This window comes from Shouchella clausii (assembly GCF_002250115.1).
Classification (GTDB): Bacteria; Bacillota; Bacilli; order Bacillales; family Bacillaceae_D; genus Shouchella; species Shouchella clausii.
Genome location: NZ_CP019985.1, coordinates 367,130 through 394,064 on the forward strand (window position 1 = coordinate 367,130; position 26,935 = coordinate 394,064).

At 45.3% G+C, this 26,935-nt stretch carries 29 protein-coding genes; 12 read left to right on the plus strand and 17 right to left on the minus strand.

Annotated features, from left to right (window positions below; translation table 11 throughout):
* Positions 1 to 65: 65 nt before the first annotated feature.
* The 3 genes from ehuB to BC8716_RS01700 form a co-directional block, all read right to left on the minus strand.
* Positions 66 to 899, minus strand: a complete 834-nt coding sequence (gene ehuB, locus BC8716_RS01690) for an ectoine/hydroxyectoine ABC transporter substrate-binding protein EhuB (protein ID WP_094423658.1) — start codon at positions 897 to 899, stop codon at positions 66 to 68.
* 357 nt (positions 900 to 1,256) lie between these two features.
* A complete protein-coding gene (locus BC8716_RS01695) occupies positions 1,257 to 2,099 on the minus strand; it encodes a DUF6612 family protein (protein ID WP_094423659.1) in 843 nt (280 codons plus the stop codon).
* Positions 2,100 to 2,228: 129 nt separating this feature from the next.
* On the minus strand, positions 2,229 to 3,035 hold the full coding sequence (locus BC8716_RS01700; RefSeq protein WP_169715898.1) for an HAD family hydrolase: 807 nt from the start codon (positions 3,033 to 3,035) through the stop codon (positions 2,229 to 2,231).
* A gap of 271 nt (positions 3,036 to 3,306) precedes the next feature.
* On the opposite strand from BC8716_RS01700, the gene BC8716_RS01705 reads away from it, so the two are divergent.
* From BC8716_RS01705 to BC8716_RS01725, 6 genes are all read left to right on the plus strand, one after another.
* Complete coding sequence (locus BC8716_RS01705) at positions 3,307 to 4,263, plus strand: glycosyltransferase family 2 protein (RefSeq protein ID WP_094423661.1); 957 nt, start codon at positions 3,307 to 3,309, stop codon at positions 4,261 to 4,263.
* Positions 4,247 to 4,666, plus strand: coding sequence for a GtrA family protein (locus BC8716_RS01710; protein WP_094429141.1), 420 nt, complete (start codon positions 4,247 to 4,249; stop codon positions 4,664 to 4,666). Before BC8716_RS01705 ends, BC8716_RS01710 begins: the two co-directional genes overlap by 17 nt.
* Positions 4,656 to 7,247 carry a YfhO family protein gene (locus tag BC8716_RS01715; RefSeq protein WP_157730328.1) on the plus strand — a complete coding sequence of 864 codons (2,592 nt, stop codon included), beginning with the start codon at positions 4,656 to 4,658 and terminating at the stop codon, positions 7,245 to 7,247. The genes BC8716_RS01710 and BC8716_RS01715 overlap by 11 nt, the downstream gene beginning before the upstream one ends.
* Before the next feature lie 119 nt (positions 7,248 to 7,366).
* The gene (locus tag BC8716_RS22245; RefSeq protein WP_157730329.1) at positions 7,367 to 7,531 is read left to right on the plus strand and encodes a hypothetical protein; all 165 of its coding nucleotides are present in this window, start codon (positions 7,367 to 7,369) and stop codon (positions 7,529 to 7,531) included.
* An 83-nt stretch (positions 7,532 to 7,614) separates the two neighbouring features.
* The gene (locus BC8716_RS01720; RefSeq protein WP_094423663.1) at positions 7,615 to 7,794 is read left to right on the plus strand and encodes a hypothetical protein; all 180 of its coding nucleotides are present in this window, start codon (positions 7,615 to 7,617) and stop codon (positions 7,792 to 7,794) included.
* Between the two features lie 194 nt (positions 7,795 to 7,988).
* A complete protein-coding gene (locus BC8716_RS01725; protein ID WP_094423664.1) occupies positions 7,989 to 8,498 on the plus strand; it encodes a ferritin-like domain-containing protein in 510 nt (169 codons plus the stop codon).
* Positions 8,499 to 8,520: 22 nt separating this feature from the next.
* Here the strand turns inward: BC8716_RS01725 and fdhD are convergent, their stop codons facing one another.
* The 3 genes from fdhD to fdhF are packed head-to-tail and all read right to left on the minus strand — an operon-like array spanning position 8,521 to position 12,927.
* Positions 8,521 to 9,324, minus strand: a complete 804-nt coding sequence (fdhD, locus tag BC8716_RS01730) for a formate dehydrogenase accessory sulfurtransferase FdhD (protein WP_094429142.1) — start codon at positions 9,322 to 9,324, stop codon at positions 8,521 to 8,523.
* Between the two features lie 11 nt (positions 9,325 to 9,335).
* Positions 9,336 to 9,962, minus strand: coding sequence for a helical membrane plugin domain-containing protein (locus BC8716_RS01735; protein ID WP_094423665.1), 627 nt, complete (start codon positions 9,960 to 9,962; stop codon positions 9,336 to 9,338).
* Entirely contained in the window at positions 9,955 to 12,927 is a 2,973-nt protein-coding gene (gene fdhF, locus BC8716_RS01740) for a formate dehydrogenase subunit alpha (protein WP_406550719.1), read from the minus strand. The genes BC8716_RS01735 and fdhF overlap by 8 nt, the downstream gene beginning before the upstream one ends.
* A 110-nt stretch (positions 12,928 to 13,037) precedes the next feature.
* Between fdhF and BC8716_RS01745 the strand changes: the two genes are divergently transcribed.
* Positions 13,038 to 13,847: a formate/nitrite transporter family protein gene (locus tag BC8716_RS01745; RefSeq protein WP_094423667.1), complete on the plus strand. Its 810-nt coding sequence runs from the start codon at positions 13,038 to 13,040 to the stop codon at positions 13,845 to 13,847.
* A 14-nt stretch (positions 13,848 to 13,861) separates the two neighbouring features.
* Here BC8716_RS01745 and moaD read toward each other — a convergent pair whose 3' ends face one another.
* The 5 genes from moaD to moaA are packed head-to-tail and all read right to left on the minus strand — an operon-like array spanning position 13,862 to position 17,334.
* Positions 13,862 to 14,098, minus strand: a complete 237-nt coding sequence (gene moaD, locus BC8716_RS01750) for a molybdopterin converting factor subunit 1 (protein WP_094423668.1) — start codon at positions 14,096 to 14,098, stop codon at positions 13,862 to 13,864.
* A 10-nt stretch (positions 14,099 to 14,108) separates the two neighbouring features.
* Positions 14,109 to 14,537: a molybdenum cofactor biosynthesis protein MoaE gene (locus BC8716_RS01755; RefSeq protein ID WP_011245752.1), complete on the minus strand. Its 429-nt coding sequence runs from the start codon at positions 14,535 to 14,537 to the stop codon at positions 14,109 to 14,111.
* Positions 14,537 to 15,052, minus strand: coding sequence for a molybdopterin-guanine dinucleotide biosynthesis protein B (gene mobB / locus BC8716_RS01760; RefSeq protein ID WP_157730330.1), 516 nt, complete (start codon positions 15,050 to 15,052; stop codon positions 14,537 to 14,539). The genes BC8716_RS01755 and mobB overlap by 1 nt, the downstream gene beginning before the upstream one ends.
* Positions 15,019 to 16,305: a molybdopterin molybdotransferase MoeA gene (locus BC8716_RS01765; protein ID WP_094423670.1), complete on the minus strand. Its 1,287-nt coding sequence runs from the start codon at positions 16,303 to 16,305 to the stop codon at positions 15,019 to 15,021. Before BC8716_RS01765 ends, mobB begins: the two co-directional genes overlap by 34 nt.
* Positions 16,306 to 16,317: 12 nt before the next feature.
* Complete coding sequence (gene moaA, locus BC8716_RS01770) at positions 16,318 to 17,334, minus strand: GTP 3',8-cyclase MoaA (protein ID WP_094423671.1); 1,017 nt, start codon at positions 17,332 to 17,334, stop codon at positions 16,318 to 16,320.
* An 88-nt stretch (positions 17,335 to 17,422) separates the two neighbouring features.
* Here moaA and BC8716_RS01775 point away from each other — a divergent pair, with 88 nt between their 5' ends.
* From BC8716_RS01775 to moaC, 3 genes are read left to right on the plus strand one after another with little or no spacing between them, the layout of a single operon-like run.
* Positions 17,423 to 17,911 carry a MogA/MoaB family molybdenum cofactor biosynthesis protein gene (locus BC8716_RS01775; RefSeq protein WP_094423672.1) on the plus strand — a complete coding sequence of 163 codons (489 nt, stop codon included), beginning with the start codon at positions 17,423 to 17,425 and terminating at the stop codon, positions 17,909 to 17,911.
* The gene (locus BC8716_RS01780; RefSeq protein ID WP_094423673.1) at positions 17,908 to 18,480 is read left to right on the plus strand and encodes a molybdenum cofactor guanylyltransferase; all 573 of its coding nucleotides are present in this window, start codon (positions 17,908 to 17,910) and stop codon (positions 18,478 to 18,480) included. Before BC8716_RS01775 ends, BC8716_RS01780 begins: the two co-directional genes overlap by 4 nt.
* Positions 18,481 to 18,485: 5 nt before the next feature.
* Positions 18,486 to 18,989 carry a cyclic pyranopterin monophosphate synthase MoaC gene (gene moaC, locus BC8716_RS01785; protein WP_094423674.1) on the plus strand — a complete coding sequence of 168 codons (504 nt, stop codon included), beginning with the start codon at positions 18,486 to 18,488 and terminating at the stop codon, positions 18,987 to 18,989.
* A gap of 8 nt (positions 18,990 to 18,997) precedes the next feature.
* Here the strand turns inward: moaC and BC8716_RS01790 are convergent, their stop codons facing one another.
* Complete coding sequence (locus BC8716_RS01790) at positions 18,998 to 20,437, minus strand: 4-hydroxyphenylacetate 3-hydroxylase family protein (RefSeq protein ID WP_094423675.1); 1,440 nt, start codon at positions 20,435 to 20,437, stop codon at positions 18,998 to 19,000.
* A gap of 105 nt (positions 20,438 to 20,542) precedes the next feature.
* Between BC8716_RS01790 and BC8716_RS01795 the strand changes: the two genes are divergently transcribed.
* Positions 20,543 to 21,346, plus strand: a complete 804-nt coding sequence (locus BC8716_RS01795; protein WP_094423676.1) for an Fpg/Nei family DNA glycosylase — start codon at positions 20,543 to 20,545, stop codon at positions 21,344 to 21,346.
* A gap of 128 nt (positions 21,347 to 21,474) precedes the next feature.
* Complete coding sequence (locus BC8716_RS01800; RefSeq protein ID WP_094423677.1) at positions 21,475 to 22,161, plus strand: queuosine precursor transporter; 687 nt, start codon at positions 21,475 to 21,477, stop codon at positions 22,159 to 22,161.
* 32 nt (positions 22,162 to 22,193) lie between these two features.
* On the opposite strand, the gene BC8716_RS01805 is transcribed toward BC8716_RS01800, so the two are convergent.
* From BC8716_RS01805 to BC8716_RS01825, 5 genes are read right to left on the minus strand one after another with little or no spacing between them, the layout of a single operon-like run.
* Positions 22,194 to 22,934 carry an SIS domain-containing protein gene (locus BC8716_RS01805; protein ID WP_094423678.1) on the minus strand — a complete coding sequence of 247 codons (741 nt, stop codon included), beginning with the start codon at positions 22,932 to 22,934 and terminating at the stop codon, positions 22,194 to 22,196.
* A gap of 14 nt (positions 22,935 to 22,948) precedes the next feature.
* On the minus strand, positions 22,949 to 24,226 hold the full coding sequence (gene ulaA, locus BC8716_RS01810) for a PTS ascorbate transporter subunit IIC (protein ID WP_094423679.1): 1,278 nt from the start codon (positions 24,224 to 24,226) through the stop codon (positions 22,949 to 22,951).
* A 43-nt stretch (positions 24,227 to 24,269) separates the two neighbouring features.
* Positions 24,270 to 24,551, minus strand: coding sequence for a PTS sugar transporter subunit IIB (locus tag BC8716_RS01815; RefSeq protein ID WP_011245740.1), 282 nt, complete (start codon positions 24,549 to 24,551; stop codon positions 24,270 to 24,272).
* 12 nt (positions 24,552 to 24,563) lie between these two features.
* Positions 24,564 to 25,001 carry a PTS sugar transporter subunit IIA gene (locus tag BC8716_RS01820; protein WP_094423680.1) on the minus strand — a complete coding sequence of 146 codons (438 nt, stop codon included), beginning with the start codon at positions 24,999 to 25,001 and terminating at the stop codon, positions 24,564 to 24,566.
* Positions 24,998 to 26,926: a BglG family transcription antiterminator gene (locus BC8716_RS01825; RefSeq protein ID WP_257392279.1), complete on the minus strand. Its 1,929-nt coding sequence runs from the start codon at positions 26,924 to 26,926 to the stop codon at positions 24,998 to 25,000. Before BC8716_RS01825 ends, BC8716_RS01820 begins: the two co-directional genes overlap by 4 nt.
* Positions 26,927 to 26,935: the final 9 nt, after the last annotated feature.

The following is a 26,935-nucleotide window of genomic DNA, read 5'->3' on the forward strand; positions in this document are numbered from 1 at the left end:
CTTATCAACTAAAAAAGGGAGCATGGGATTCCACCTATGTGAGCACCATGCTTCCCTTTTGCCCTTTAGGCATTGCAGCGATCTTCCATAGTGATGTCTTCAGGAGGCAAATTGGCTTCAGTAAAGCCGAACTGTTCAATGATTTCAAGCAACTCCCCTGAATCAATGAGTTCTTGCAGTGCGTCATTGTATTCTTCCCGCATCTCTTCTCCTGCTTCCGATTGTGGGAAGACGGCTGCACCGTAGGCGATTTGTTCCTCGCCATCAATCACAGGCTGTGTAAAATCTTCCACAAATTCGACTTTGCCTGACGTATTGTTTTGAGCAGCTGAGTTTGCTGTCGCATCTGTGGCGACCATTACATCTGCCTGGCCATTTTCAACAGCGGCAATATTGTCGGCAATGCTGTTTCCGCTGACAAATTGGCTTTCGTCTGCTCCTAGTGCGAGCAGCATCGCTTCTTGGTTCGCCCCTGCCATAAGCGCAACACGAATGTCTGGATCTTCCGCGATGTCTTCATAGCTTGTAATGTTTAGCGGGTTGCCTGAGGCGACCACGATTCCTTCCCCGTATTGCATTTCAATATTGCCGAAATTACCATTTGCGCACCGTTCTGGCTGGATGTCCATCCCGGCTGTAACAATGTCAAACTGTCCGCTGTTGACGCCTTGGATCAATGCTCCAAAATCAACAACAGTCCCTTCAATATCCTCATAGCCCATTTTTTGCAGCACAGCCCGGGCAATTTCTGGGCTAGCTCCCGTTACTTCTCCCGCGTCTGTGTCAATGTAGCCGTAGGGCTCTTCATTTGCCACCCCTACCTGGATTGTGTTTCCGCCGCCACATGCAGCCAATACAACAGCAGACGTTAATAAACCGAAGATTCCTGCTTTTTTCACTACTCAATCTCCTCCTGCTGTCCATCACCAAAAACAAGCTATTTTTTACTTTCCCAACCAACAGCCTCTTTTTAATGAGGACGCTTTTTCGGTCTGTTTTTAACATGATAGCACAGATACACATTCTTACAAATTTCGTATCACTTAATATCAGCGCATTTATTCGCCTATTTCTTACTTACGTTCGTTGTCGTTCGAGTATGTCTTAATTTCTTATGAATAAGCCCATATCCTCTTTGATACGCAAATATAACTATAATTTTCAATTTTCTTCATGTTGATTGTCGGCTTTTTTCCTATTCCTAGGTAGCTTTCGAACAAAAAGCCCCTTTTCGCTACTGAAAAGGGGCGCATTCGCTATTCTTCACTGTCTTCGTTCGGTTGTGCCTCTTGTTCCAACTCGGCTTGTTGTTGCTCCATCATTTCCTGTGCTTCCTCTATATCGATTGCTTCGTTTGCGACATCCTCTGGCACATGAATGTCTTCTACTTCGTTAAATTGGCTATACGTGGTCGTAAGCGATTGTGTTTGCATGTCTGCTTCCTCTTCATTTTCTAGCTGGTTAGGCATCTGAAATCCTAACGTCATTGTTGCCTCTTTTTGCAACAGGGAGCTTTTGTCAATCACAATTTCAATATCAAAATCGGTTACTTCTAAGCCCATCTCTTTTGCTTGTTGGCCTCCAGCCATTTCCAAAGCCAACTCCTTTAGTTCCTCGTCCTCCGTTCCTGAGGCAGAGAGGATATAGTCATCGCCTTTGTCATTTAGTTCAAGCTGATCGCTATACTGTTTTAGCATGTCCAGTTGCGCTTCAGCAGGGCGGAGGCTCTCCGCGCCAGTTATGCCAGCTTCTTCTGCATCAAACTTAATCCATTCACCTATGCTTGGCTCTTCATAATAGTAAATGCCGTCTTCAATAAACTCCCTGTTGACATCTGTTTCTCCACTTACAGCATCCGGCTGCCTATGTTCATTCGTTAAAGCCACCGGATCCCTTGTAAGTTGAAGGATCGCATTGTTTTCGAAATCATCGCTATGCATAGCCGTTTCTACGGCATAACTGTTCAAATTCCCCATCGCTTCATTTGAATCGGTTAACAGCTGCTCGATTTCTTCTTCGCCAGTTGCATTGTCACCACAAGCAGTAAGCGCCCCTGCGCTTATGAGTACCGAAACAACTGCAAGTCCATAATTTTTCATCGCCTTTACGTCCTCCTTTAAACCTTTGTTCGTTGCTGCTTGTGCCACACTAACACAACTGCCTGTAACAAAAAAGGAGTAAGCGCCATTTCCAGCTACTTTATAGATTCGTTTGTTATTTTTGCATATTTACCATAGCTCAAGGACAGTGCTTACAACACGTACTTGCTCAAGCTCTACCTTTGGCCGTTGTGGATGGATGTATACCGCATCCATTCCGAGCAAAACAGCGGGGGCGATTTCGTTAATGAAATTATCGCCAACACTGACTGCTTCTTCTGGCTTTACCCGATAGAGGGACAAAAGTTGTTCAAAAAGGCCCATCGTTCTAGTCGGTTTCTTGGCAGATGAAATGATGTGTTCAAACACGCCTTCTAGCCCTAATTCTTTAAATAAGCGTCCAACATCATCCCGGTCACTATTTGTCATTACAACCACATTCGCGTGTTTCTTCAGCTCAAGAAGCTTGTCCCGCAGCCCAGGAAGAGGCTCAAGTTGAAATTTGTCTGATACCATATACTCTTTTGTCGCTTGATAGCTGGAATAACAGTCTGTTACTCCATAGTGTTTGGCACAAACAAATGGATACCACCAACCGTCGCCAATTGCGATCATGTCTTCGAAGTTAAACGACAATTCACCAGTATACACTTCATCGACAGAAGCCTGGTCGTACTGTTCGCCTTCCCATGTATGGGCAGCAGTTACTTTTAATGTCATTGGATCAATCGTTAGAACAGCGTCACGGGCGACATCGTATGCTTTTCCAATTTGCACAACATGATTGCCTGCTTTCATTGCCTCGTAATCAAGCTGAAATTCAAGCCGATCTTTTTTAGCAACCTTTTGTTTTAAATGAGTTGCATAAAAATCAAAATGGTCGGTCCCTTCGTATAACGTTCCATCCAAATCAAAAACAACTAATTTATAGTTCATAAAAAACTCTCCTTTCAAGTCCCTTTCCAGTTTAAACCGTTCTCATTTGGCGCGCCAGCTGTTAGCGGCAAAAATCACAGAGAATCAGCAAGCTGATCTGTCAGCAATTTGTTTGTACTTTTATTTACAAATTGAAAACGGTTCACTGAGATACTTTTTTACAAGCAACCATAGTTTTTCGCATTTTGCAAACGAACTGTAAGATTGAATAGGCGTGAAACAGGGTAAGATAAAATGGAGCAATATCTTGTAAAGAAATGGAGGCTCGGAGATGAACAAGCCGTTGCTTTCTGTTATCGTCCCTTCATTTAATGAAGAGGAAAATGTTGAACCGTTTTACTTTGCTTTAAGGGAAACGCTTAAGGATACCCACTACCGCTGGGAAGTCATCTATATAGACGATGGCAGTTCCGATGGCACGCTGCCGTTGCTCCAGCGTTTATCTACATGGCATCCACAAGTACATTATGTGTCATTTACACGGAATTTTGGCAAGGAAGCTGCTATCGTCGCAGGATTCCAGCATGCCAAGGGAGACTGCGTCGTTGTCATTGATGCTGATTTGCAACATCCTGTCCATTTGATCAAAGACCTGTTAGAAGGATTTGAAGAAGGGTATGATCAAGTGATTGCTTGCCGCGACCGAAAAGGAGAGGGATTTTTCCGCAGCACAGCCTCAAAGCTGTATTACAAGTTCATCAATAAAATTGTCGATGTAGAGCTCGAAGACGGTGTCGGCGACTTTCGCCTGTTAAGTAGACGCGCTGTCGATGCGCTTTTAATTATGAGCGAAGGCAACCGCTTTTCAAAAGGGCTGTTTTCTTGGATCGGTTTTGACCAAAAAGTCGTTTATTACGAAAATGTTTCGCGGCAAAATGGCGAATCAAAATGGTCCTTCTCTAAATTGGTCAATTATGGCATTGATGGAATCGTGTCTTTTAATATGAAGCCATTGCGCATTTGCTTTTACATGGGCGGCTTTATTTTAGCGGCTGCTCTTCTGTACATTTTCATCATGTTTGCTCAAATCATCCGTACAGGCATTGATGTCCCTGGCTACTTTACCATCATTTCAGCCGTGTTGTTTTTAGGAGGCGTACAGCTTGTGTCCCTCGGGATCATCGGTGAATACATTGGCAGGATTTACAATGAAACGAAACGTCGCCCCCATTATTTAGTGAAAGAGACAAATGCGACTAAAGGAAAACGGTATGAACGAGCGCACTAACATTTGGAAGAAAATCTACCATAACTCGTTTGTCCGTTTTGCTTTCGTCGGCGGAATTAATACAGGAACGTTTTACTTGCTTTACTTGCTGTTCCAGCAAGTCTTTTCGCTCCATTATTTAGCTGCCCATGTGACAGCTTTTTTGCTGAGTATGATTGGCTCTTATTTTTTAAATGTATTTTTTACATTTGGCGTAAAACCTTCTTGGAAAACATTCCTGCAATTTCCGTTGACGCAAGCTGTTAACTTTAGTGTATCGACAGTGCTTGTTTTTGTACTGGTTGAATGGATCGGGTTGCCTGCTCCTCTTGCACCTTTAGTGGCCGTGCTTTTCACTGTCCCAATTACGTATATTGTCACTGCAAAAATTTTAAAAAAAGATGGAGTCCAACATGAAGTTTAATTTCAGGACGTTGCTTTCTTTATTGATCGGAAGCGTGCTTTTTGCAGCAGCTGCGCACGCTTTTTTCTTTTATCAGTCGGCAAACGGCCAATTCATGGTCGGTCCCAATGACGGTACAGCGCAAATGTTGCCCTTTAAGCAATTTCTTTACAGCTTGTACAGTGAAGGATCGTTCTTTTACTCCCTTCAGTTTGGTCTCGGGGGAGGGATTTTCAGTCAACTTGCTTATTATTTTGCCACAAGTACTGTATTCTTCCTTACATTTCTTGTTATTTATTCTGGAGAAGTACTTGGGCTGTTTGCTGATCCTGACACAGTCCTTTTTTGGGGGCAAGCGGCTGTCTTTGTAAACGCATTCCGTCTTGCGGCTGTTGTATTCATTACATCACTCGTATTTTGTTATATGAACATAAAGGCAAAATACGCCTTTATCGGAGCCGTGTTATACGGCGGAAGTGTGATGTATTTTAGACACGCTGCTTTTTGGGAATTTTTTGCGGATGCTTATTTATGGTTGCCTCTACTCGTACTTGGCGTTGAGAAAATCATTCGTGAACAGAAGCCCTGGTGGCTGATTGCTGCCATTGCTTTGTCACTAGTGAACAATTTTTATTTTGCCTACATGAACTTTCTGTTTATTGGCCTTTATGCGCTCTTGCGCTTTTTCTTTCCTTTGTCCAACCATGAAAGTTCAATCAAGCAACAGCTGCGCTTGTATATCCCTTCTGTTTTAATCGGGTTTTTGATCGGAGCAATCGCATTTATACCGGCGGTTTATGGGTACGTCAATAATTATCGCCCCGCCTTTACTGATCCAATCAAGTGGGTTGAATTGCATGACAACGTTTTTTATACGAGCAGGCTGCTCATTTTGCCAGCCATTTTCATCTTTTGCCTGTTTGCACGCTCGCTTTATAAACAAAAGCCTTTTCGCTTTTTTGCGTTTATGGCATTGTTGTTTGTCGCTTTCCATTATAGCCCGATGATCGGTAGCGTCTTTAATGGCTTTTCAGCTCCTCAATACCGGTTCCAATATATGGGGTCTTTTTTGCTAGCTGCTGCTGTTGCCTTTGCTTTGCCGTCATTAAAGACACTTGCTAAACGCGACTTCTGGATTGCCTTTTTTCTAACAGGCTTCGCTTTCGCGCTCAGCTATTTATTAGGATATGAAACATCATCCTTATTCCAATCTGGCCAAGCTTATTTGCTGATGATTAGCGCTGTGCTAACACTCGTGCTTTTGCTCTTCGTGCAAAAACATCCTAACGTTTGGATGCCCCTCTTACTCGTTAGCCTTGCCGTTTTACAGCTTGGCCTTGCGAATATTTACCAAAAAGAGAGGCTCTATGAAAACGGAAACTTGCATAATACATCGGCGGCATTTTTACAAAGCCATGAGTATGACCACGATGCTCAGCAGGAGCTGCTTGCAGAAACAGTCGATGAAAGGCCTCTTTCCAGAGTGGAGTGGGTAGCTGATTTCCGCAACAACACACCACTTGTCCAGGATTTTCATGGTACGAGCGCCTATTCGAGTGTGTTGAATAAACACCTTCTGTTCTTCTACTATCATGATTTACAAATTGACATGAACCGGGAAAGCGTCAGCCGTTATTCTGGCTTTGGGGATCGCGCTAACTTGCATAGCTTATTCCAAGTCAAATATAAACTCGCTGATCAACATAAAGAAACGCCGATCCCTTACGGTTTTTCAGAAGTGGCCAACAATGACCGCTATACTCTTTACGAGAACGAAAACGTCCTTCCTTTTGCCCGTGTCTCTTCTTCGACCTATAGTGAAGATCAGCTTTCGTCGTTAAGCATCCTTGACCGGGAGCATGCGATGCTTGAAGGCATTATTGTCGAACCAGGTCTAGAGACGGCCGAGTTTACATCACAAGCTCAAAACCGTATAAACGAAGCTGAAATTGAAGCAGTAGGCGGAACATACGAAAATGGCCGATTGACTGTGACGGAAGAAATAGGAGGGCTTGACATTTACATAGGTGAACGGGATGAAAGCGAGATCGATGACTACTTGTCCTTTTATCTCCGTAATAATTCAGAGACTGCTCCACTATTTCAATTAACAGTCAATGAATTCAAAACGTCGCGCAAATCCCGTGAGTCAATTTACCGAACCGATGTAAACCACATAACGATTCGCGTAGCGGCCAATGACGTATTATCGTTACGCGTACCAGAAGGAAGCTATACACTAGACGAGTTGGCGCTTTACACAGAAACCTATCGCCACCTTGATGAAGCAGTTGCAACGAGCGAAGACATTCCTGTTCAATTGTCTTCGCGGGAAATCTCGATTGATTATAACAATGATGAGGACAACAATGTGCTGGCCATACCTGTGCCTTATGAAAAAGGCTGGGAAGTAGAGGTTAATGGTGAAAAGGCTGAACTGCTAAAAGTAAACTATGCCTTCCTCGGCGTACCCTTGCAAGCAGGGGAAAACCACATTGTCTTTTCTTATTGGCCACCATTCTTCCGCCTTTCCGCCTTATTAACAGCCACTGGTTTGCTTTTAGCAGCAGGTTGGGCAATTGCAAGAAAAAAACAGCGATAATGCTGTTTTTTTCTTGCCTTTAAACAACGAAACTGTTATTATGGAGGTTAAATCTACAAAAAACGGCCACAGCAATATTCATATGATTATGACAAAATATTAAAAAAGGAGGATTCTTAATGAAACGAATTTTTATTGGTTATGTTGCTTTGCTCATCGGGCTTGGCGTTCTGCTGCTTTACTTAGGTGTTTCAGAATTGGCAATTACTTGCACCATGTTTGTGTTACTCGTACTCGGTTCAATCCTTTCTCTACTATTCAAACCCCGCAACGCTCAAAGCTAACAATGAACCAGGAACCAGCGACCTTTTGACCGCAGCAGAGTTGTCCGCTACAATACATGTAGCGACACTACTGGAGGTTCGACATGTCCAAAGCTACCCAAAAGAAACCACCTAATGAGACATTTGGAATGATTTTTGGCCTTTTGATTGGAATTGGCGTTAGTATTGCTTTAAATAGCATCCCGATTGGAATCGTTATTGGCATTGTTGTCGGTACAATGGCAAGCTTTTATTCAAAAAAACAGAAACCTGACAATGATTAACCGGCTCATTTCAGGCCGGTTTATATTGTAAAACACGAGCAGCTAGTTTAGTTGTTGCTCACGTTCGGGTTGCTCATTCACATTCATCCCGCAACGATAGGTCTAGTCTAAGTAATAACGCCTGTTATTTGTGAATGTCTGCCTTCTTCAGCGCATAAACATAGGTTCATACAATTTATGCGAGGAGGCAAATTATGTTTAAAAAACGGGCCGCTCCCTCTTTCTCGGGCCCTCCACCTACTCCATCTGCTGGCCCAGTGACGCGGGGAGCAAGTTCGCCAACTGTATCCAAAGAGCAGCGGGCTGAATTGCAGCAATTTCTCCAGCTAGCATACCAATCCGTACTAGAATATGAACAACTTCGCAGCCAAGCGCCTACGCAACACTTAGCTTCTCTCATTGATGCAACGATTGAAGAAGAAAAAAGTCATTATCAAACACTGCTCCATGCTTATAAGCAATTAAGCGGCAAAGACCCTACTATTACCGAACCTACTTTACCTCGAAACGACTATATCCCTGCTTTAAAAGCAGCGTTTGAAAAAGAACAAGCTGCGGCTTATACGTTTGAACAGGCAGCTCGCTTTACGACTAACCCTGCTTTGAAAGAAGTGTATGCTTCTCTTGCTCGTGATGAGCAGCGACATGCCTTATGGCTGCTTTCTTTCTTAACGATCTACAGTACTGGCGGAGTTTCCCATTAAAAAAAGCTAGAAGCGCTTTGCTCTAGCTTTTTAGCTCGATTCGTTCTGGCACCGTATAGACGTTCATCGAGCGATTGCGGATAAAACCGACAGTTGTAATGTCCAATTCCTCGGCAATTTGCAGCGCCCTATCGGTTGGGGCTGATTTGGACAAAACTAGCTCACAACCGATTTTAGCCACTTTAAGAATAATTTCCGCTGACAGCCGGCCGCTAAAAACCACTAATTTGCCTTGCAAAGAAAGACCGTTCTGCAAACAATGGCCATAGAGTTTATCTAATGCATTGTGGCGGCCAACGTCTTCCCGCATGAGAAGCAGACCATCCTTCGTCGCCAATGCTGCATTGTGGACACCGCCAGTTTGCCGAAATGTACGTGCATTCTCCTGGAGCTCCGCCATTAACCGGAAACAATCGCCAGCATTTAGCTTTACATCTCTTGTTGGCACTTTCTTCGCTGTCTTGGCATCGGACGCAAAGACGAACCCTTGCCTGCTCATCCCACAGCATGATCCCATATACCGTTTTGTTTGCAAGTGCTGGTGCAAGCGATCTATTGGCCGCACTAGTTCAATATGGATAAACCCTTGCCTATCATCGATCCATATCGTCTTTACTTCCTCATACGCTCGGATAAGGCCTTCGGAAACTAGAAATCCAATGGCCATTTCTTCCAAATATGTTGGCGTACAAACAAGCGTAGCAAACTCCTCACCGTTAATTTTCAGCGTTACAGGCTGTTCCCTCGCAATGGAATCGTCTATCCGCACTGGCTCTCCTGCCTGAAAACGCCATATTTGTCTTGATGTTTGTATGTTTTTTTCCATCGGCATAACCGTTATTTCCTTTTCCATATAAGCGGAAGCGCGCAAGCAAGAGCGCCTGCCGCTAACATGTACCACTTTCCTTGTGCTGGTTGGCGCTTTGGTGCATTCCGACGAGTAACAGGTTCGGAACGCTCGTGCATCGTTTGGTTTTCTTCTATGTCTTCCTGATTGATGCCCAATCCTTTTACGACCGCAAGCAGCACATTCATTCCTTCGATCACTTGCTCGTCTTTCAACGCGCGGAGCAAACCGGCAAAGCCTCCACCTTGGCCCTCAACGTGTTCATAATCGGCGACTTTTTCAATGCTTGAGTTGATTTTATAAACAATTGGTTCCAAATCCGCCATTTTCACTGTACCTAATGCTTCAACGAGTAATAACATGTTCTTAAGCGACTGTGTCACATTTGGATGATCAAGTGCTATTACAATTCGCTCCAATATTTTATCGCTTTGGCCTATCGCGCCGTGGGCGATATCAAGCGCCCCCTTTTCGTGGATACGGCCAAGGAGCTTTATTGCGGACTCGATCGCCTCCTTGTTGTCTAAAAAAGCATTTTCCAGCTCTTTTAAATCGTTTTGGCGCTTTTCTGCTGGGTCTATTTCAAGCTTACGGATGACCGTCGTCGCCTTAGCCATTGGTCTGCGCTCTCCTTTCCTTTACTACATCGCCAGGAAACACATAATCCTTTCGGGCCCACTTTTCTTGAACGCGCACGCCTATTTGTGGCTGAGGATCGCCATAGCGGTGGTTCGTCTTTGGAAGTGGGTTTTTGCCTTGTGGCTCTAACACTTCCATTTTAGCAGCGACTTCTTTATAAGCAGGCGTGTCGGTGTCTTTGTCTGAATGAGAGCTTGTCAAATAATTGATTGCTCCCTCTCCGCTCGTGTTCATCGGCAAATAGACTTCTTTTCCTGCGACTCGTTCAGTGACAATGCACCTTACTTTCACGCTGCCATATGGCGATGTAAGCCGTACTTTTGTTCCGTCCGTAATGCCCCGGTCTTTAGCAAGTTCCTTCGATACTTCTAAAAATACTTCTGGCGTTTTTCCGCTGATCGCTTTCGATTTATACGTCAGATTGCCTTCATGGAAATGTTCAAGCAACCTTCCATTGTTAACGTGAATGTCATATTCATCCCCGAATTCAAGCGGTTTCGTCCATGTAACAGGATATAGGCGGGCTTTTCCTTCTGGCAGCGGGAATTTGTCTTTAAACAGCAAAGGTGTATCTGTGCCATCTTCTGCAACTGGCCATTGCAAGCTGTTGTAGCCTTCAAGGCGGTCGTAGCGTACGCCAGCAAACAATGGCGCTAGCGATGCTGCCTCATCCATAATCTCAGATGGATGTTTATACGACCAAGCGGCCCCAAGCCGATTGGCAATGTCTCGGATAATCATCCAGTCAGGGCGAGAATCGCCAAGTGGTTCAAGGACTTGATATAGCCTTTGCACACGCCGCTCCGTATTCGTAAATGTCCCTTCTTTTTCAAGACTCGGGCTTGCTGGCAAGACGACATCGGCGAATTGGGCCGTTTTCGAAAAGAAAACGTCTTGGACAACAAAAAAGTCCAGCTTTTCAAAAGCAGCTTGCACATAGTTGGCATTTGAATCGACTATGCCCATGTCCTCGCCTTTTAAATAGAGGATATTCAACTTCCCTTCATGGATCGCGTCGACCATTTCATGGTTATTCAAGCCAGGTTCTGCTGGGATTTTAACACCCCATTTTTGTTCATAGCGCTGGCGCACCTCATCATCGCTAACAAATTGGTAGCCAGGGAACCGATCAGGCATGCTGCCGAAATCACTAGCACCTTGGACGTTGTTATGGCCTCGCAGCGGGTAAGCGCCTGCGCCTGGCTTCATGTAGTTGCCTGTAACAAGAAGTAAGTTTGAAATGGCTGTGCTCGTATCGCTTCCGCCGCCATGTTGGGTAACGCCCATTGCCCAGAGAACGCAGGTTGTATCAGCCTCATGGATGGCTGTAGCAACCGCAATCATTTCTTCTTTTGACAAATTTGTTGCTTTTTCGGCGTAATCAAGAGTATATAAGGCTAAACTGTCAATAAATGTTTCTACATTGTTGACATGCTTTCGCAAAAACGCTTCATCGTGCCAACCTTGGTCAATGATGTATTTCGTCACAGCCGACAGCCAAACGAGGTCGCTGCCTGGTGCAGGCTTAATAAATACATCAGCACGTTCAGCAAGCTCATGCTTGCGAATGTCGGCGACAATCACTTTTTGCCCATGTAGCTTTTGCGCTCGTTTCACCCGTGTTGCCAAGACCGGATGTGATTCTGTTGTATTGGAACCAATTGAAATAACCAAACCTGCTTTTGCGATGTCTTCAATTCCCCCTGAATCGCCACCGTAACCGACAGTGCGCCACAATCCTTTCGTCGCTGGAGACTGGCAATAGCGGGAACAATTATCAATGTTATTCGTGCCAACTACAGCTCTGGCCAATTTTTGCATCAAATACGATTCTTCGTTCGTGCATTTGGATGAAGAAATAAAGGCGAGTGAATCAGGTCCGTTCTGATCGATCGCTTCCTTAAATTTACGAGCAATAACGTCGAGCGCCTCTTCCCAATTCGTTTCTCTGAATCCGTCCCCTTCACGAATCAATGGTTTTGTCAGTCGCTCTTCACTGTTGACAAAATCCCAGCCGAATTTGCCTTTGACACAAGTAGAAATGCCATTTGCCGGCGCTTCAGGCTGTGGTTCGACTTTTAAAATCTGTCTCCCTTTTGTCCACACATCGAACGAACAACCTACGCCACAGTACGTGCAAACAGTCTTTGTTTTATTGATCCGCTCTTCTCGCATAATCGCTTCTACGTCGGAAACAGCCATTAATGATTGATAGCCTGTTTCTACATTCTTTGTAATGTTAATCATCGGCCGCATTGAATTTTCCTTAATCGCTGTTAAATACCCTGCCTCACCTTCCATGCCAACCTCCATCATTGCATTGCAAGGACATACGGTTGAACAGTGTCCACAGTTGACACAAGATGATTCGTCAATAGGTGAGTGCTTGTCCCAAATAACGCGCGGCCGTTCCAAACTCCAATCAATCGATAGCGTTTCCGTTACTTGCACGTCTTGGCATGCTTCAACACAGCGCCCGCATAATATGCACTGGTCAGGATCATAGCGATAAAACGCGTTACGCTGTACCTCTGCCTTTTTTGAAGAATGTTCCGTTTCCTGGTGGGTCATCTTCATTTCTTTGACCGCATTATGTATCTCGCAGTTGCCGTTATTGTAATCGCATACCGTACAATATAGTTCGTGATTGCCAAGAATGCGGTCCATTGCGATAAATTGAGCCTCATGCACACCAGCGTTTTTTGTATTGATCGTGTCGCCAGGCTTGATATCTGTCGAGCATGAGCGGACGAATTCGCCGTTTACTTCTACAATACAAGTGTCACATGTTTCGATCGCCCCTAAACTTGGATGATAGCACAGGCTAGGCACTTCCACTTTTTTCTCCGCCAGGAAAGTTAAGATGGAGCGTGGCTTTGTAACCGTTTCCTTTTTCCCATTCAACGTAACTTCGAACTGGCCAATTTTTATTCCCCCCTCTATTTCCTCTTTCCTCCCCTACCCGTAAAATCCTGCAATAAAACCTAGGCATCTCACCCGTTTTAAAATGAAAACGGCTGGGTATACGGGTAACGATGAAAGGAGGGCCATTTATGTATAACAACACACTGGCCAAGCTAGACTCTCAAGCGAAACAGAAACACGGGCTGTTCGACTCTTCTCCTCTGCGCTATTTTCTCGCTGCCATGCTTGCCGGTGCTTATGTCGGAGTCGGCTCGATCGTGCTTTTTTCTGTCGGCGATCCGTTCTATCAAGTTAGCTCACCATTTTTATCTGTCGTGACTGGCGCTACGTTTGGACTCGCCTTAGCGCTCGTGCTCTGGGCTGGCTCCGAACTTTTCACAGGCAACCATTTAATTTTTACTGCCAGCTCATTAAGTGGCACCACTACTTGGAAACAAACGGCCTCAATTTGGGGTTGGAGCTTCGTAGGCAATTTAGTCGGTGCACTGCTGCTCTCGTACCTCGTCTTCCTTACTGGCATTTTTGCTGATGCTGGCGCCAATCATTACATGGTGTCTCTCGCGGCCGATAAGATGAACGCGCCTCTACATGAGTTGTTATTCAGAGGCATTCTCTGCAATTGGATCGTTTGCCTCGCGATTTGGACTTCCCTCCGAGCGGAAGGCGATATTGCCAAACTTTTTCTCATTTTTGTGCTCATTTTTGCCTTTATTGCATCTGGTTTCGAACATAGTGTAGCCAACATGTCTCTTCTTGGTATGGCCCTGTTCCATGGCGGCAGTGATATGGTCACAATTAGCGGATTTTTTTATAATTTGATTCCTGTTACGATCGGCAATGTCATTGGCGGCGCTCTGTTTGTCGCTGGTGCTTATGTAGCCATTAGCCAAAAAAAGAATGAGTCATCGCGCAAACAAGTCGACAAAAAAAGCGGTTAAAACCTTGATAGGTTTTAACCGCCGCTTACAGGTGGGATAAAAGCCACGACATCCCCTGCCGTCAGCTCAGTCGATTGGCTCGCAAACTCTTCGTTTACTGCAACCATCGCTCCGTTGAGCGAATCAGGGGAAAGCTTATGCATGTCGATGGCCCACTCTGTCAATTCTTCTACTGTCCCAGCAAAATTAACTTCTATTTCTGCCCGGCCCGCTTGTTCGGCTAGCCCGGCAAAAAAAAGAACTTTAATCATGTTGTCCCCCCTATGTATACCGTTTGGTTTCAAGCTGGTCGCCAATCCACGAACTGCCGTCTTCCCAAATTTCTTTTTTCCATATTGGCACCATCGCTTTTATCCGTTCCATTGCGTATGCATTAGCCTCATACGCGGCTTGTCGGTGTGGTGAACTGACGGCGATCACGACCGCTGCTTCAGAAATGTCGAGAACGCCGAGCCTGTGTACAATCGCTACATTTGTCCCTGGCCACCTTTCGTTTATTTCAGCGCCAATCCGTTTCAGCATTTTTTCAGCCATTGATTCATAAGCGATGTATTCCAGACGCACTGTTTTTTTGCCATTGGTAAACTCACGGACAGTGCCGATAAAAGTGGCAATCGCTCCGCAGTTTCTATCGGTCACTTGGTTGATTACCTGTTGGACATCAATCGGTTTATTGGTTAACTGAAACACTAAAAATAAGCCCCGCTTTCTAGAATTTGCTTTTTCATGTATGACATATAGCGTTGCCGTTCATCGATGCCAAAAACAGGAAACGCCCTCTTTTCCTTGTTATGGCCCCAATCGATGGCGCACTGTACATGGTCCAACTCGAGAAGGGACTGGTCGCTGTCATCGCGCAGCAAGACGACTTTTGGGTACGGAGCGTTTTTCCATCCTTCTACTAAAATGACGTCTGGTTGATCGATAAGCACTTGAAGCTGTAACAATTGCGCAAGCGTCCATTCCCGCTTTTTCGAAACGATTTTTAACACGCCATCTCCCTCGACCGAGCTCCCATCGGCTCCGGCAAGAAGAAACCGGTCACTGTCTGTGCTGCCTGTAGGCGCTCCCCCATGGCCATGGTGCTTCAGGCAAGATACTACCATCCCTTCATTGCGAAGGACCGCTATCAATTGCTCCATTAATGTCGTTTTGCCAGCATTTTTGTAGCCTACGACTTGGAAGATACGGCAACGCTTCCCCACGGCCATTCACTTCCTTGTTGTTCACCTAAAAGCAATATATCCACTTCCATGCCAGATTGATAGCCACGCGTCCCTCCAGACAACATCATCAACACATCTGCTTCGGCAAGAGAAATGACCGACCCTGACTTGTCGAGGCCAGAGGGCGCCACTTTATGAACGCCATCTTCTTCTGAAAGAATGCCGCGCACCAATCTTGTAAATGGATTCGGTTTTGGAAAATCAACCGCTAAAATTGCTTTACTCTTTTTCAAATGAATGTTTTGAGCTTGAAGGCTACGCCGGATAAGGGGGCGGACAAACAACTCGCAGCCAACAAAACAAGCCCCAGGATTGCCTGACAAACCGAAAAACGGCTTGCCGCCAACATGGGCCGCAGTTGTGACGCTTCCTGGCCTCATTGCTACTTTGTTAAAAATTTGCTTGGCGCCTAATTTCTTAATTAGTTGAGGCACAAGATCAAAATCACCGACAGAAGCTCCTCCAGTTGTAATAACAATATCGACTTCTTCGAGCATGTTGCGCACTGCCTGCTCACATAGCTTGAGATCATCTGGTAGCTGTCCATACATAACAGGTTGTCCACCTGCTTGCCTTACTTGGGCTGCAATCATGTACGCATTGCTGTTACGGATTTTCCCAGGCGTTAGCGGTTCGCCGACTTCCAGCAGTTCGCTCCCCGTCGACAAAATGCCAACGGTTGGCTGAACGCCCACCGGCACGTAATTGTATCCGAACGTCGCCAGCAAAGCGGCGACGCCAGGATGGACATAGCTGCCTTTTTTTACAAGGGGTGTTCCCTTTCGTGTGTCTTCTCCTTGAAACGAAATATTCGTGTTCGCTGCAAAAGGGCGGACAACGGTGATGTAGCCATCGCTCTCTTCTTTAACGACTTCAAGCATCGCTACGGCATCACAGCCGTTCGGAATCTTTGCCCCTGTCATAATGCGCACCGTTTCCCCTGCTTTCACATCTCCTGCAAAGACAGTCCCCGCACCGATTTCACCAACTGTTTTTAAACGCACTGGGTTTGATCGGCTTGCTTGCGCCGTATCAAACGAACGAAGCGCGTAGCCGTCGTAAGGCGAACGGTCAAAAGGAGGGACGTCGTGGTCCGCAACAAGATCAGCAGCCAAAAAACGTTGCATGGCATCTAAAAGAGGGACTGACTCTGTACGGACAGGGACATCCATTTCTTGCAATACACGCTTTACTGCCTCTTCGATTGGAATCGGCAATCTTCGCTCTACCATTTTTACCTCCTCTTAACCTCCAATATAAGACATCTCAATTTTTTTTCTTGTTTTTGCTGTTTCTTCTGTACGAAGCTCCGAGTAGCGATCAGCCCGCACTGCCCATATTTGCCTAATTTTTTGCTGCAATGCCTCGTCTGAAATTCCCTTGCGCAAATCAACTCGCAAGTCTGTGCCATTTTCCGAAAATAAGCATGTGAATAATTTCCCATCAGCGGATAGGCGCGCACGAGTGCACGATTGGCAAAACGTTTCGGTAACCGAAGAAATAAAGCCAACTTCCGTCTCTGTGCCGCTATAGCGATATCGGGAAGCTACTTCCCCGTAATACGCTTGATTTACCGGTTCTAATGGCGCAATTTGTGAAACGAGCTTGTACAATTCCTTTTTCGATACAACATAGGAAAAATCCCAGCCATTCGTTTGGCCAACGTCCATAAATTCAATAAAGCGCAATGTGACACCAAGCTCCTTTGCATAACGTGCAAGGGGAATGACCTCTTGTTCATTTGCGCCTCGTTTGACTACCATGTTTATTTTCACGCCGAGTCCTGCATCCTTGGCAGCAGCAATACCGTTAAACACTGCTTGCGGCTTCGTCTTACGGCCGCTCATTTTTTGAAATGTTTCCGTGGACAATGCATCTAGGCTGATATTGACTCGTTGCAATCCAGCGTCTTTAAGGGCTTTCGCCAACTTCGGCAACATCACGCCATTTGTAGTCAACGCTAGATCTTCCAAGCCTTCTATAGCATGGAGTCGCCTGATCAAAAGCGGCACTTCTTTGCGAAGCAGCGGCTCTCCCCCTGTAATGCGGATTTTTTTGACGCCTAACTGCACAAACTGCTCTGCTGTGCGTACAATTTCATCAACAGAAAGAAGCTCGCTTTCATCCATAAAAGCATGATCTGGGCCAAACACTTCTGCTGGCATGCAATAAGAGCAACGGAAATTGCAGCGATCCATGATTGAGATGCGTAAATCTTGCAAAGGCCGCTCTAGCTTATCACAAATTCGTTGGTTCGCCACTTTACGCCTCCTTCCTTCCTCACTTACAATAAGTATGAAGAAGCTATTTCCACAATTTTAGTATAGCTGAAGTGGGGGGTAAAAGAAAATGCATCATACTCACGATGTGCCAGTCGTAAAAGTTGCCGTCCTCACACTATCAGATAGCCGCAGTGAGGCAGAAGACAAAAGCGGCCAAACCATTCAATCACTATTAGAGGAGCACCACCAAGTCGTCCGTTACAAACTAATCGCCGATGATGCAGACAAATTGCACGAGACTGTTACAGAGTGGGCACAAGCTGTTGATATTGATGCGATCATTACTAACGGCGGCACGGGGCTTAGCAAGCGCGATATCACGGTTCAAACGGTTTACCCGCTTCTTGATAAAGAAATGAAAGGTTTTGGCGAATTGTTCCGCGTTAAAAGTTACGAACAGATCGGCGCAAAGGCGCTCCTTAGCAATGCACTCGCTGGCGTACGCGAGAACACGGCCATCTTTTGCCTGCCTGGCTCAAAGAATGCTGTTACATTCGCAATGGAAGCCTTTATTTTGCCGATTTTATCTCATTTAGCTGGAGAATTGCGCAAATGAACATTGCCGGCCTTGTCCTTGCTGGCGGGAAATCTTCCAGGTATGGAAGCCAAAAACTATTTGCCGACCATCAAGGACTTCCCCTTGTTATGCGTAGTTTTATCGCGTTAGAACAGGCTGGCATTGACAATGTTTACGCCGTAACCAACAGTGCCCTAGCGCCTGCTTTTACCAAGATCGGAATGCCAGTCATTTGTGATACGACCCCTTACGAAGGGCCGCTCATTGCCCTTCAACACGCGATAGAAAAGGGGAGTGCTATAGGGCATGAGTGGTTCCAAGTCTTGGCTGGTGACTTACCCTATGTCCACTCAGCAATGATCAAACAGCTCGTCGATGAAGCTCGCTCTACTCCAAGCGTTGATATCATCTTGCCAATAAGCGGCACGAGAGCACAACCGCTCCATGCTCTTTACCATAGACGCTGCTTGCACTATTTTCCTAAACTCGGGCAGGAAGAAAAGCGAATGCGTGCTTTATATCAAATCGCAACGGCTAAACATGTCTCTTTTTCAGCAGATGAACCTGCATTTATGAATATTAATTTCCAGTCAGACTGGAAGGAGTGATTCCCTTGAGCCAATTCTCACACTACAACGAAGACGGGCTTCCTAAAATGGTCGACATCTCCTCTAAATCAGCAACAAGCCGGACCGCGACAGCAGAATGCCGTGTCCGGATTTCGCCCCACCTTTACGAGGCGATCCATGAACAATCATTAAAGAAAGGCAATCCTTTGCCAGTTGCCCAAGTAGCAGGAATCATGGCCGCCAAGAAGACGGCTGAGTGGATTCCAATGTGTCACCCTATCCTTATCCAAGGGACAGACCTTTCTTTTAAGTATGAACCAGTCAAAGACGGCTACATGCTCGTGATTGGCGCAACTGTTACCGTTGATGGCAACACAGGCGTTGAAATGGAAGCATTAACAGCTGTTACAGCTGCTGCGCTGACTTTTTACGATATGTGTAAAGCGGTCGATAAAAGCATGGTGATTGAAGAAACATTGCTCGTCAAAAAAACAGGCGGCAAAAACGGCGACTTTTACCATCCACGCAGACGAGAAAAAATGGATTAGGATTGACCCTAATCCATTTTTTTCAAAAAGGTTTGCACCCATTCTACGTACTTCCGTTTTTCACAATCTGCAGAATGGTAAAGACCAGAAGCGACACGAACTGGATCACCGAAAAAATAGCGTTCGTACAACATTTGCCGTGAGCCAAATTCGCTAATGCTCAAGTCGCGAGCAAGGCGGAGCAATTTTGTTTTTTCCTTCGCGCTCGTATATTCGCCGCGCATAAAACGTTCTAAACTCCCAGCGATCGGCGAGGCAAAATCCTTTTTGCTTGGCGCTGAGATGAAGTGGCTCGCGCCAAGCAATTGAATGATCTCAATCAAGCGCGCGTATGTCATTTGAAAATAACACGCACTAGCTTTTAACGGTTCTAGCTTCGGCACCATGATATCGTACTCATTGGCTTGCGCTTGCGTTTCCGCTGAATAAACAAATCCACGCATTGCTTCAAGAGCGACAATCACTTCTGATACTTTCCCTTGCACATGCGTGTGCTGGCCAATATTCAGTGTATCGACAAGCGCTTGGGCAATGCCGAGCAGCCACTCCGTTTTAACGATTTGCCTGTTCGCCGCTTGATACAGCAAAAATGCTTCAATGCCTGTTCTCGCAAAGAGCTGGCTCATTAGCCATTCATTTCTATACATAAATACCCGTTCCCACGGGATAAAGACATGGTCGAACACGACAACTGCATCGCCCTCTTCAAGAGTAGCAGATAAAGGGTAGTCAAATTGCGTTTCTTTCCCGAAAGAAGGCCTACTTAAAAATATGAGCCCCTCTGCATCTGAAGGGACGGTGCAGCCAAACAAATAATCGCTATCGACAAATGCAGCTGATGGAAGGACCAACAGTTCGTCGGTAATCCCCCCTTGTGTCGCCAAAAGCCGGGCTCCGTCTATCACGACTCCTTTTTCGTTTTCCTCGACAATCTTTGCAGCAACTGGCTGCTCGACGCTTTCTCCGTCAGGATAAAATGGTTTCCTGCTAATCGAAGGATTCACAAATGTGTGCGTAAATGTGTAGTCGTTCTTTACAGCTCGTTCATAAATGGATTGTATGCTTTCCCCATACTCTTTTCCATCTTCGGCAAAGAAATCTTTTGCCCCTGCCATAATCGCAATCATTGTATTCACGTATTCAGGAGAACGGCCTAGTACGCCTAAAGTTGATTGCGCCCACAATTGAGTTGCTTTTCTGCGCTTCGTCAAATCTGCTTTTGTGCGTGGGATTTCAAAAGAAAAATTAGCGTTTTTGTCGCTTGCTTGCAAAATATCTGCATGGGCATCGTCCAGCACCATATCGTACAAGCTTGCTTTTGCTTCTAAGACTTTCTGAAAAGCAGGATGTTCTGTGCTTTTCCCTTTTACGCATTCACCATCAATCCAAATTGTGCTTTCTAGTTGGGCAATTCGCTTTAAATATTCAGCACCAGTCGCCATTGCCATATTAACGCCTCCTTAGACGATATTAGCCTATGCGACGGACAAAATGGTGGTGTATAACGAAATGAGCCCAAGCAAAAACTAGCTAAAAAGAGAGGAGTGGCTGCGATGCCTGAGATGCCTGAAATGGCCACTTATCAAAAATGGCTCACCCGTACGGTAGTCGGCCAAATGATTACAGACGTCGAGGTAAACCGGGAGAAGTCCATTAATGTGCCTGTTATCGAATTTAAGGCAGCGTTACAACATCAGACCGTTACGGAAGTGTCACGACGGGGTAAGCAGTTGCTCTTCCACTTAGCAAGCGGGCAAATGCTTCTGCTTCATTTAATGCTAGGTGGCTGGATGCATTGGGGGACAGAGGAGGATGCGCCAGATCGAACCAAACAAGTGATTCTCTCCTTTTCACGACACAAACTTTATTTTATCGGGCTGCGCCTCGGCTACATTCACCTTCATGACCAACAGTCTGCTGAGCCCGTTCTTGCTAAGCTTGGTCCAGAAGCAAGCAGCATAAACGCTGACAAATTTAAAGAAATTGCCGAGCACAAGCGCACGATCGTAAAAGCTTTTTTAACGAACCAAGCCCACCTTTCTGGGATAGGCAATTGCTATGCAGATGAAATTTGCTACCACGCTAAGTTGACCCCCTTGCGGACAATCGACTCCCTCTCTTCCAAGGAATTAGCAGCATTGCACCAAGCGATTGCGCCGACACTGCAAGCGGCTGCCAATGCCGGTGGCTATATGAGTCACCCTTTCACTGCCTCAGATCGGTTGACAGGCGGCATGAACAGCAAACTGTGTGTGTATGATCGTGAAGGCGAGGCCTGCTTCCGTTGCGGCAACCCCATTATTCGCCAGGAGGCATCAAAGAAAAACGTGTTTTTCTGCCAAGTCTGCCAACATTAGTGGCATTTTATGTACGTTTGTCACAAAAATCTGCCTGTACTTCTTAGCTTAGATATGGTAAAGTGTCCTACGGCAACAACGCAGTTCGAGACCTTCCTGCGTTATCAAAACTAAGGAGATTTTGCTAAATGCCTACAGAGTTATATGGGTTCATTTTTGCCCTCATCAATTTTTTATTGCTTGGCCTTTTTTATAAAGCATTCGGTAAGACCGGCATGATTTGTTGGATCGGCTTTGCTACCATCCTTGCCAATTTGCAGGTTGTAAAAACGGTAGAGCTGTTTGGGCTAATCGTGACGCTCGGAAATGTGATGTATGCGACTACATTCTTGGCTACTGATTTGCTAAATGAAAAATATGGCAAACAAACGGCGCGGACGGCTGTATGGCTTGGGTTTGCCACTTTATTCATTTCAACTGTCATCATGCAGTTCGTTGTCCACTTCCCGCCCCATAGCGAGGACTTGGCACAAGAACACTTGGCTTTCATCTTTGACTTTGCGCTCCGTATTGCCGCAGGCAGCCTTATTGCTTACTTAATTAGTAACCATTTGAATGTATACATTTTTGCTTTTTTCAAAAGGCTATTCCCAAGACCGTCGATGCTCTGGCTTCGAAATAGCGCCTCCAGTTTTATTGGCCAAGCCTTTGATACACTCATCTTTTGCTCGATCGCCTTCCTCGGCGTTTACTCGTTTGATGTCTGGCTCGAAATAGCTTTCACCACCTATTTGATGAAATTTCTTGTCTCGTTGCTTGGCATCCCATTCATCTATTGGCTGAGAAGCATTAAACCATTAGAGCTGATCAAGTAAAAAAACAGGACCATTGAGTCCTGTTTTTTTACTTACATATAGTGAATTTGATGTTTGTGCCGTTCCATCATGGCTTCATTATACGCGTCGCCGCCATCTAAGTTGGCGCTGCGGAAGACTGGGACTTCACGGCCTGCCTCTTCAAGTTGTTCAATCATTTTTAGAACGATTGAATGAATGATAAAGCTGCCAACAATCGTTGAAGTCGGCGCAACCTTTTGCGACAACGACTTTACTGAAACAGCCGCATCGCCTGGCTCGCCGTTGTTATCAATTACCAAATCGCTTACTTCAAACAGCCGTTTCCTAGAAGAGTGACGGGACTCGACACTTTTAGAGTAAGAAACATTTGTCAGCGAGATAACGGTCATTCCTTTTTGTTTTGCTGCTATCGCCATATCAATCGCAACAGGATTTCGGCCAGACACTGAATGGATAAACAACACATCGCCTTGTTTGACCGGCTTTGATTCAAGCAAAATCGTCCCGTATCCTTCAAGCCGTTCCAATTTAGAAGTCAACGTGATCGGTTCAACATTCAGCATAAGCGCTGGGCTAAAAATCGGATTAAACAGCGCCAAGCCGCCGGCGCGGTAAAAGGCATCTTCAGCAATAATGCCAGCATGGGAAGCACCAAAAAGATAGAGCGACTTGCCTTCATTTATCGCATTGACCATGATATCAGCAGCTTTTCCGAGAACATCTTCCCCCTCATCGACCGTTTGCCGTAAGAGACGGCTAATTGACTCGTAATATTGCTCCACGTAAGACATTGATTTCGTCCTCCTTAAGGAAAGAGTTTGGCAACTAAGTCACCAATAAAAGACCAAAGCGAGAAATCGTTTCCGCCAAAAATGACAATCCAGTCTGACACTGTTCCACTTAACACCGGTACAGAAAGGCCGACAAGTAAAATCATCACGACACCTGCCGTCGCTGATCCAGCAATCGCTCCTTTTAGCCCGCCAGTTGCGTTACCAATAATAGCAGCCGTGCCAATTTCAAAAAAGCATGTAATCGTAAGGGGCACAATGACAAAGCTAAACAAACCGAGGCTGCCCGTCACGAAAATTGTTGCGACCGAGGTAATCATAGATACAATAAACCCAATTAGTACAGCATTTGGGGCAAACGGAAACAAAATCGGCGCATCGAGTGCGGGAACAGCATTTGGAATCCACTTTTGTGAAATCCCTTGGAATGCTGGAATAATTTCCGCAAGCATCATTCGTACACCTAGCAACAAAATCGTTAATCCGGCGCCAAACAAAATTCCTTGCATGAGGCTGTAAATAAACAAGTTCTGTTCCGCTCCAAACGCTGTTGAAGCAGCGTCAAACCCGATAATAAGGGATACGACCATATAAACAAAGAACATTGTAATCGAAGACGTAATGCTAATTTCGCGCAAGAATTCGGTAGATTTAGGGAATTTTATTTCTTCCGATGATTTTCCTTTTGTACCAAACAGCATCCCCACCCAGCCAGAAACAAGGGACAGGATCGTGGTTGGATGCCCAATGATAAAATCATCTGAACCCGTTACTTTGCGGATAAATGGGCGCAAAAGCGCGGGTGCTATAATAATATAAAGTGCTGTCATCAGTGAAGCAAACAAGATTATTTGCGTATTGCTAAGAGCGTTTTCAACTCCAACGGCCACAAAGATAAACGGAAACCAAAACAACATATGGCCAGTTAAAAACACATGTTTGATTTTCGTAAAGCGTGCGACAAGCAAGTTAATGACAAAAGCAATGAGCATGGCGATTCCGATTTGCGTCCCATATTGGCTTAAAATCGTATCAGATCCCAGCGCAGGCGCTACTTCTGCTTCTTGGATGTCATACATTAAATTAAAACCTTCTGTTAGCGGTGCAATCGAGCTTGTTAAAATATTTGTCCCCTGTGTTAAAATCACGACACCAATGATCGTTTTCGCCGTTCCTGAGACAACGGTCGAAAAATCTTTTTTCAACAACAACAAGCCAATCAATGCAATAAGCCCAAGAAAAATTGCTGGTTCCCGGATGATTTCAATAAAAAAGTTCATAACTCCTTGCATGGGAAACCCCCCTTTTTATGTTGGAAAGCAAAGCGGCCAAGGCTTAAGCCTTGATTTCCGCTGCTGCTTTTTCTTTGATCTCTGCCTTGTTGACAAAACTGTTAATGATCACAACTGGTTTCCCAGCTGACTCCTGCAACTTTTCCCCTAACTCCTTGCTCGTGAAAATATAGTCCGCAGGCGTACTTTGCGCAGAAGCGACATCTCCAGTAAACACATCGGCTTCTATGCCTAACTCTTTTAAAACACTTTCCAAATTCATTTTTAGGACCATGGAAGAACCAAGACCAAACCCACATACTGTCATAATTTTTAATTTGCTCATACGACACACTCCTTATAAAATAATTTGATAAACGTCCTCGGCTGATTTTGCTTCACGTAGCTGACCGACTTTTTCTTCATCAAGCAAAAGACGCGATAGCCGCTCAATTAAATGCAAATGGGATTCTGCTCCCGTGGCTGAAAATGAAAAGACAAGGTCAACTGGGTCATTCTCTTCATTGCCAAACGGCACAGCCTCTTTTAAGATTGCTAACGAAACGGCGTCCGTATGCACCGCCTCACTAGGTCTGGCATGGGCAATCGCCATCCCAGGGCCAATGACAATGTAAGGCCCGTTTTCTTTGACGGAATCAATCATTTGCTTGACATACTCTGAAGTTACCGCTCCTGACTTGACTAGCAAGGAACCTGATGCTTCAATGGCTCTCTCCCAGTCTTTTGCTTGAACGCCAACCGCAACATGTTCTTTTTTTATTAGTTCTTCTGTCATGTTGCACTCTTCCTCCCAATCCATTTCGTTATAAGCTGCTCTCTTTTCTCTTGTGTTTCCAAATAGCGGAAAAGCTGCAAAAAATCCTGGTTATGTGCTTCTTTAATTGCTAGCACGATCACGACTTCCACACGTTCAGGGTTAAAAGAGCCAAAATCAATTTCATGTTCAAATATGGTCATGCTAATGCCTTCTTTAATGACATTTTCAGGTCCGGCATGGACAAACGCTACCTTTGGCAAGAACACCATGTACGTGCCATTCCGTTCCACAGACATAATCATTTCTTGTACATACCCTTGGCGGATGTAGCCAGCCTGGAGCAGCGGTGCTGCCGCCAGGGCAATGCTTTCCTTCCAGTCGCTCGTGTTGGCCGTATGGACCGTTTCGTCAAAAAGCGTTGGCTCTACAGCTGAGGCATGGGCATATACTTGATTGAAACAAGCAAGCTGTTTGCGATTAATCATTTTTTGCCCTTCATGCTGAATCGTCCGTTTGTCTTCGTCATTTAACAGTGGGCTCACACGGAAAATTTTTGTGTCATTCCATTGTTTGATCGGCAGCTCTTGGGTTGTTAAGACAAAGTCGACATCACTTTCTTCAAGTGCTTTTTCTAAATCATCGGTGTTCACCACGTTAATTAAATGGAAACCAGGCTCAGCCTGTTGCAATTTTGTCGTCAAAATGGAAGAAGTGGCAAGCCCTGTTGAACAAACGACAATCACAGTTGGCAAAAACCGTGTGCTTTTGCTACGGTCAAAGCCAGCGCTCACATGCATTGTAATAAAAGCGACTTCCGCAGCTACAAGCGTATACCCCATATCCGCTGTAATTTGGTGGACCATCTCGTAAATGGCACGATACCGAACTTTAATTTCTTCCGTATACGGGTTGTCAATAACAAGCCCTTGTTCGATTCTCAAAAAAGCCGCTTTCATGTGATAAACCAAATCATTCATCAGTTTTTTGTCTTTTAACAAGTCGACTTGGAGAATGGTAGAAATTTGTTCAAGCAAATACGTGCAAAAATCTTTTTCCTTCTGATAACTCTCCCCTAAAACGGCGTCATTTTTATAGGAAACGACTTTCGCTTGTCCGAGCAACGTGTTCAAAAACGCCTGCTCATGCTCAGCAGTACGGTTATCGCATAGCGCGGAAACAATTTCACTTAATTCACCAAGTCGGTGTCCCGCTTCTCGTTCTTCCTGGGGAATATACACATAATGGCCGTGCAAAATCCGCTCATACCACCAACAAAGGAAAATCGTCAATACACGCAAGGAGCCCTCGCTATAAAACACTTGCCGATCCTCTTGGCAAGAACGAAGCCACCTATCAATTTGGCCGCGGTCGCCATTCTTTTCACAGTCAAACCAGCGCTCCACTCGCTCTAAGTCAACCTGTTTGTCCGTAAGCCAATGAAAAATGGCCCGGCGGATGCTTCGCTCTGTTCCATTCACGAAAAACCCTTTACGCGCTTGCCTTGCCAGCTGTAAACCAAAACGGTCAAGTGTCTCCTCAATATCAGGTAAATATTTTTGAATGCTTGACCGGCTTAAATGGAATTCATCCGCCAGCTGCTGGATCGTTACGGTTTCATGCATAACCGCAAACAAGCTCATCATCGCAATGTGGACATTTTTATCAAAAAAGACTTGATGGCCTTCGGCAATACGAAACAGTTCAGCACGCTTTTCCTCACCAACATGCAAAAATACGCCTTTGCCAGGCTCCCGCTTTAACGGGGCACCTGCCTGTTTTAACATGTCATCAATCGCATCTAAGTCATAACGTATTGTGCGACCGCTAACATTTTGCCATTTTGCTAAAAACTCAATAGTGACATAGTGGTTGCTACGGAGCAATTTTGTTAAAACGCTTTTTTGTCTGGACGATAACATCTTCATCACCCTTGCTGTAATCATATCTTGTGG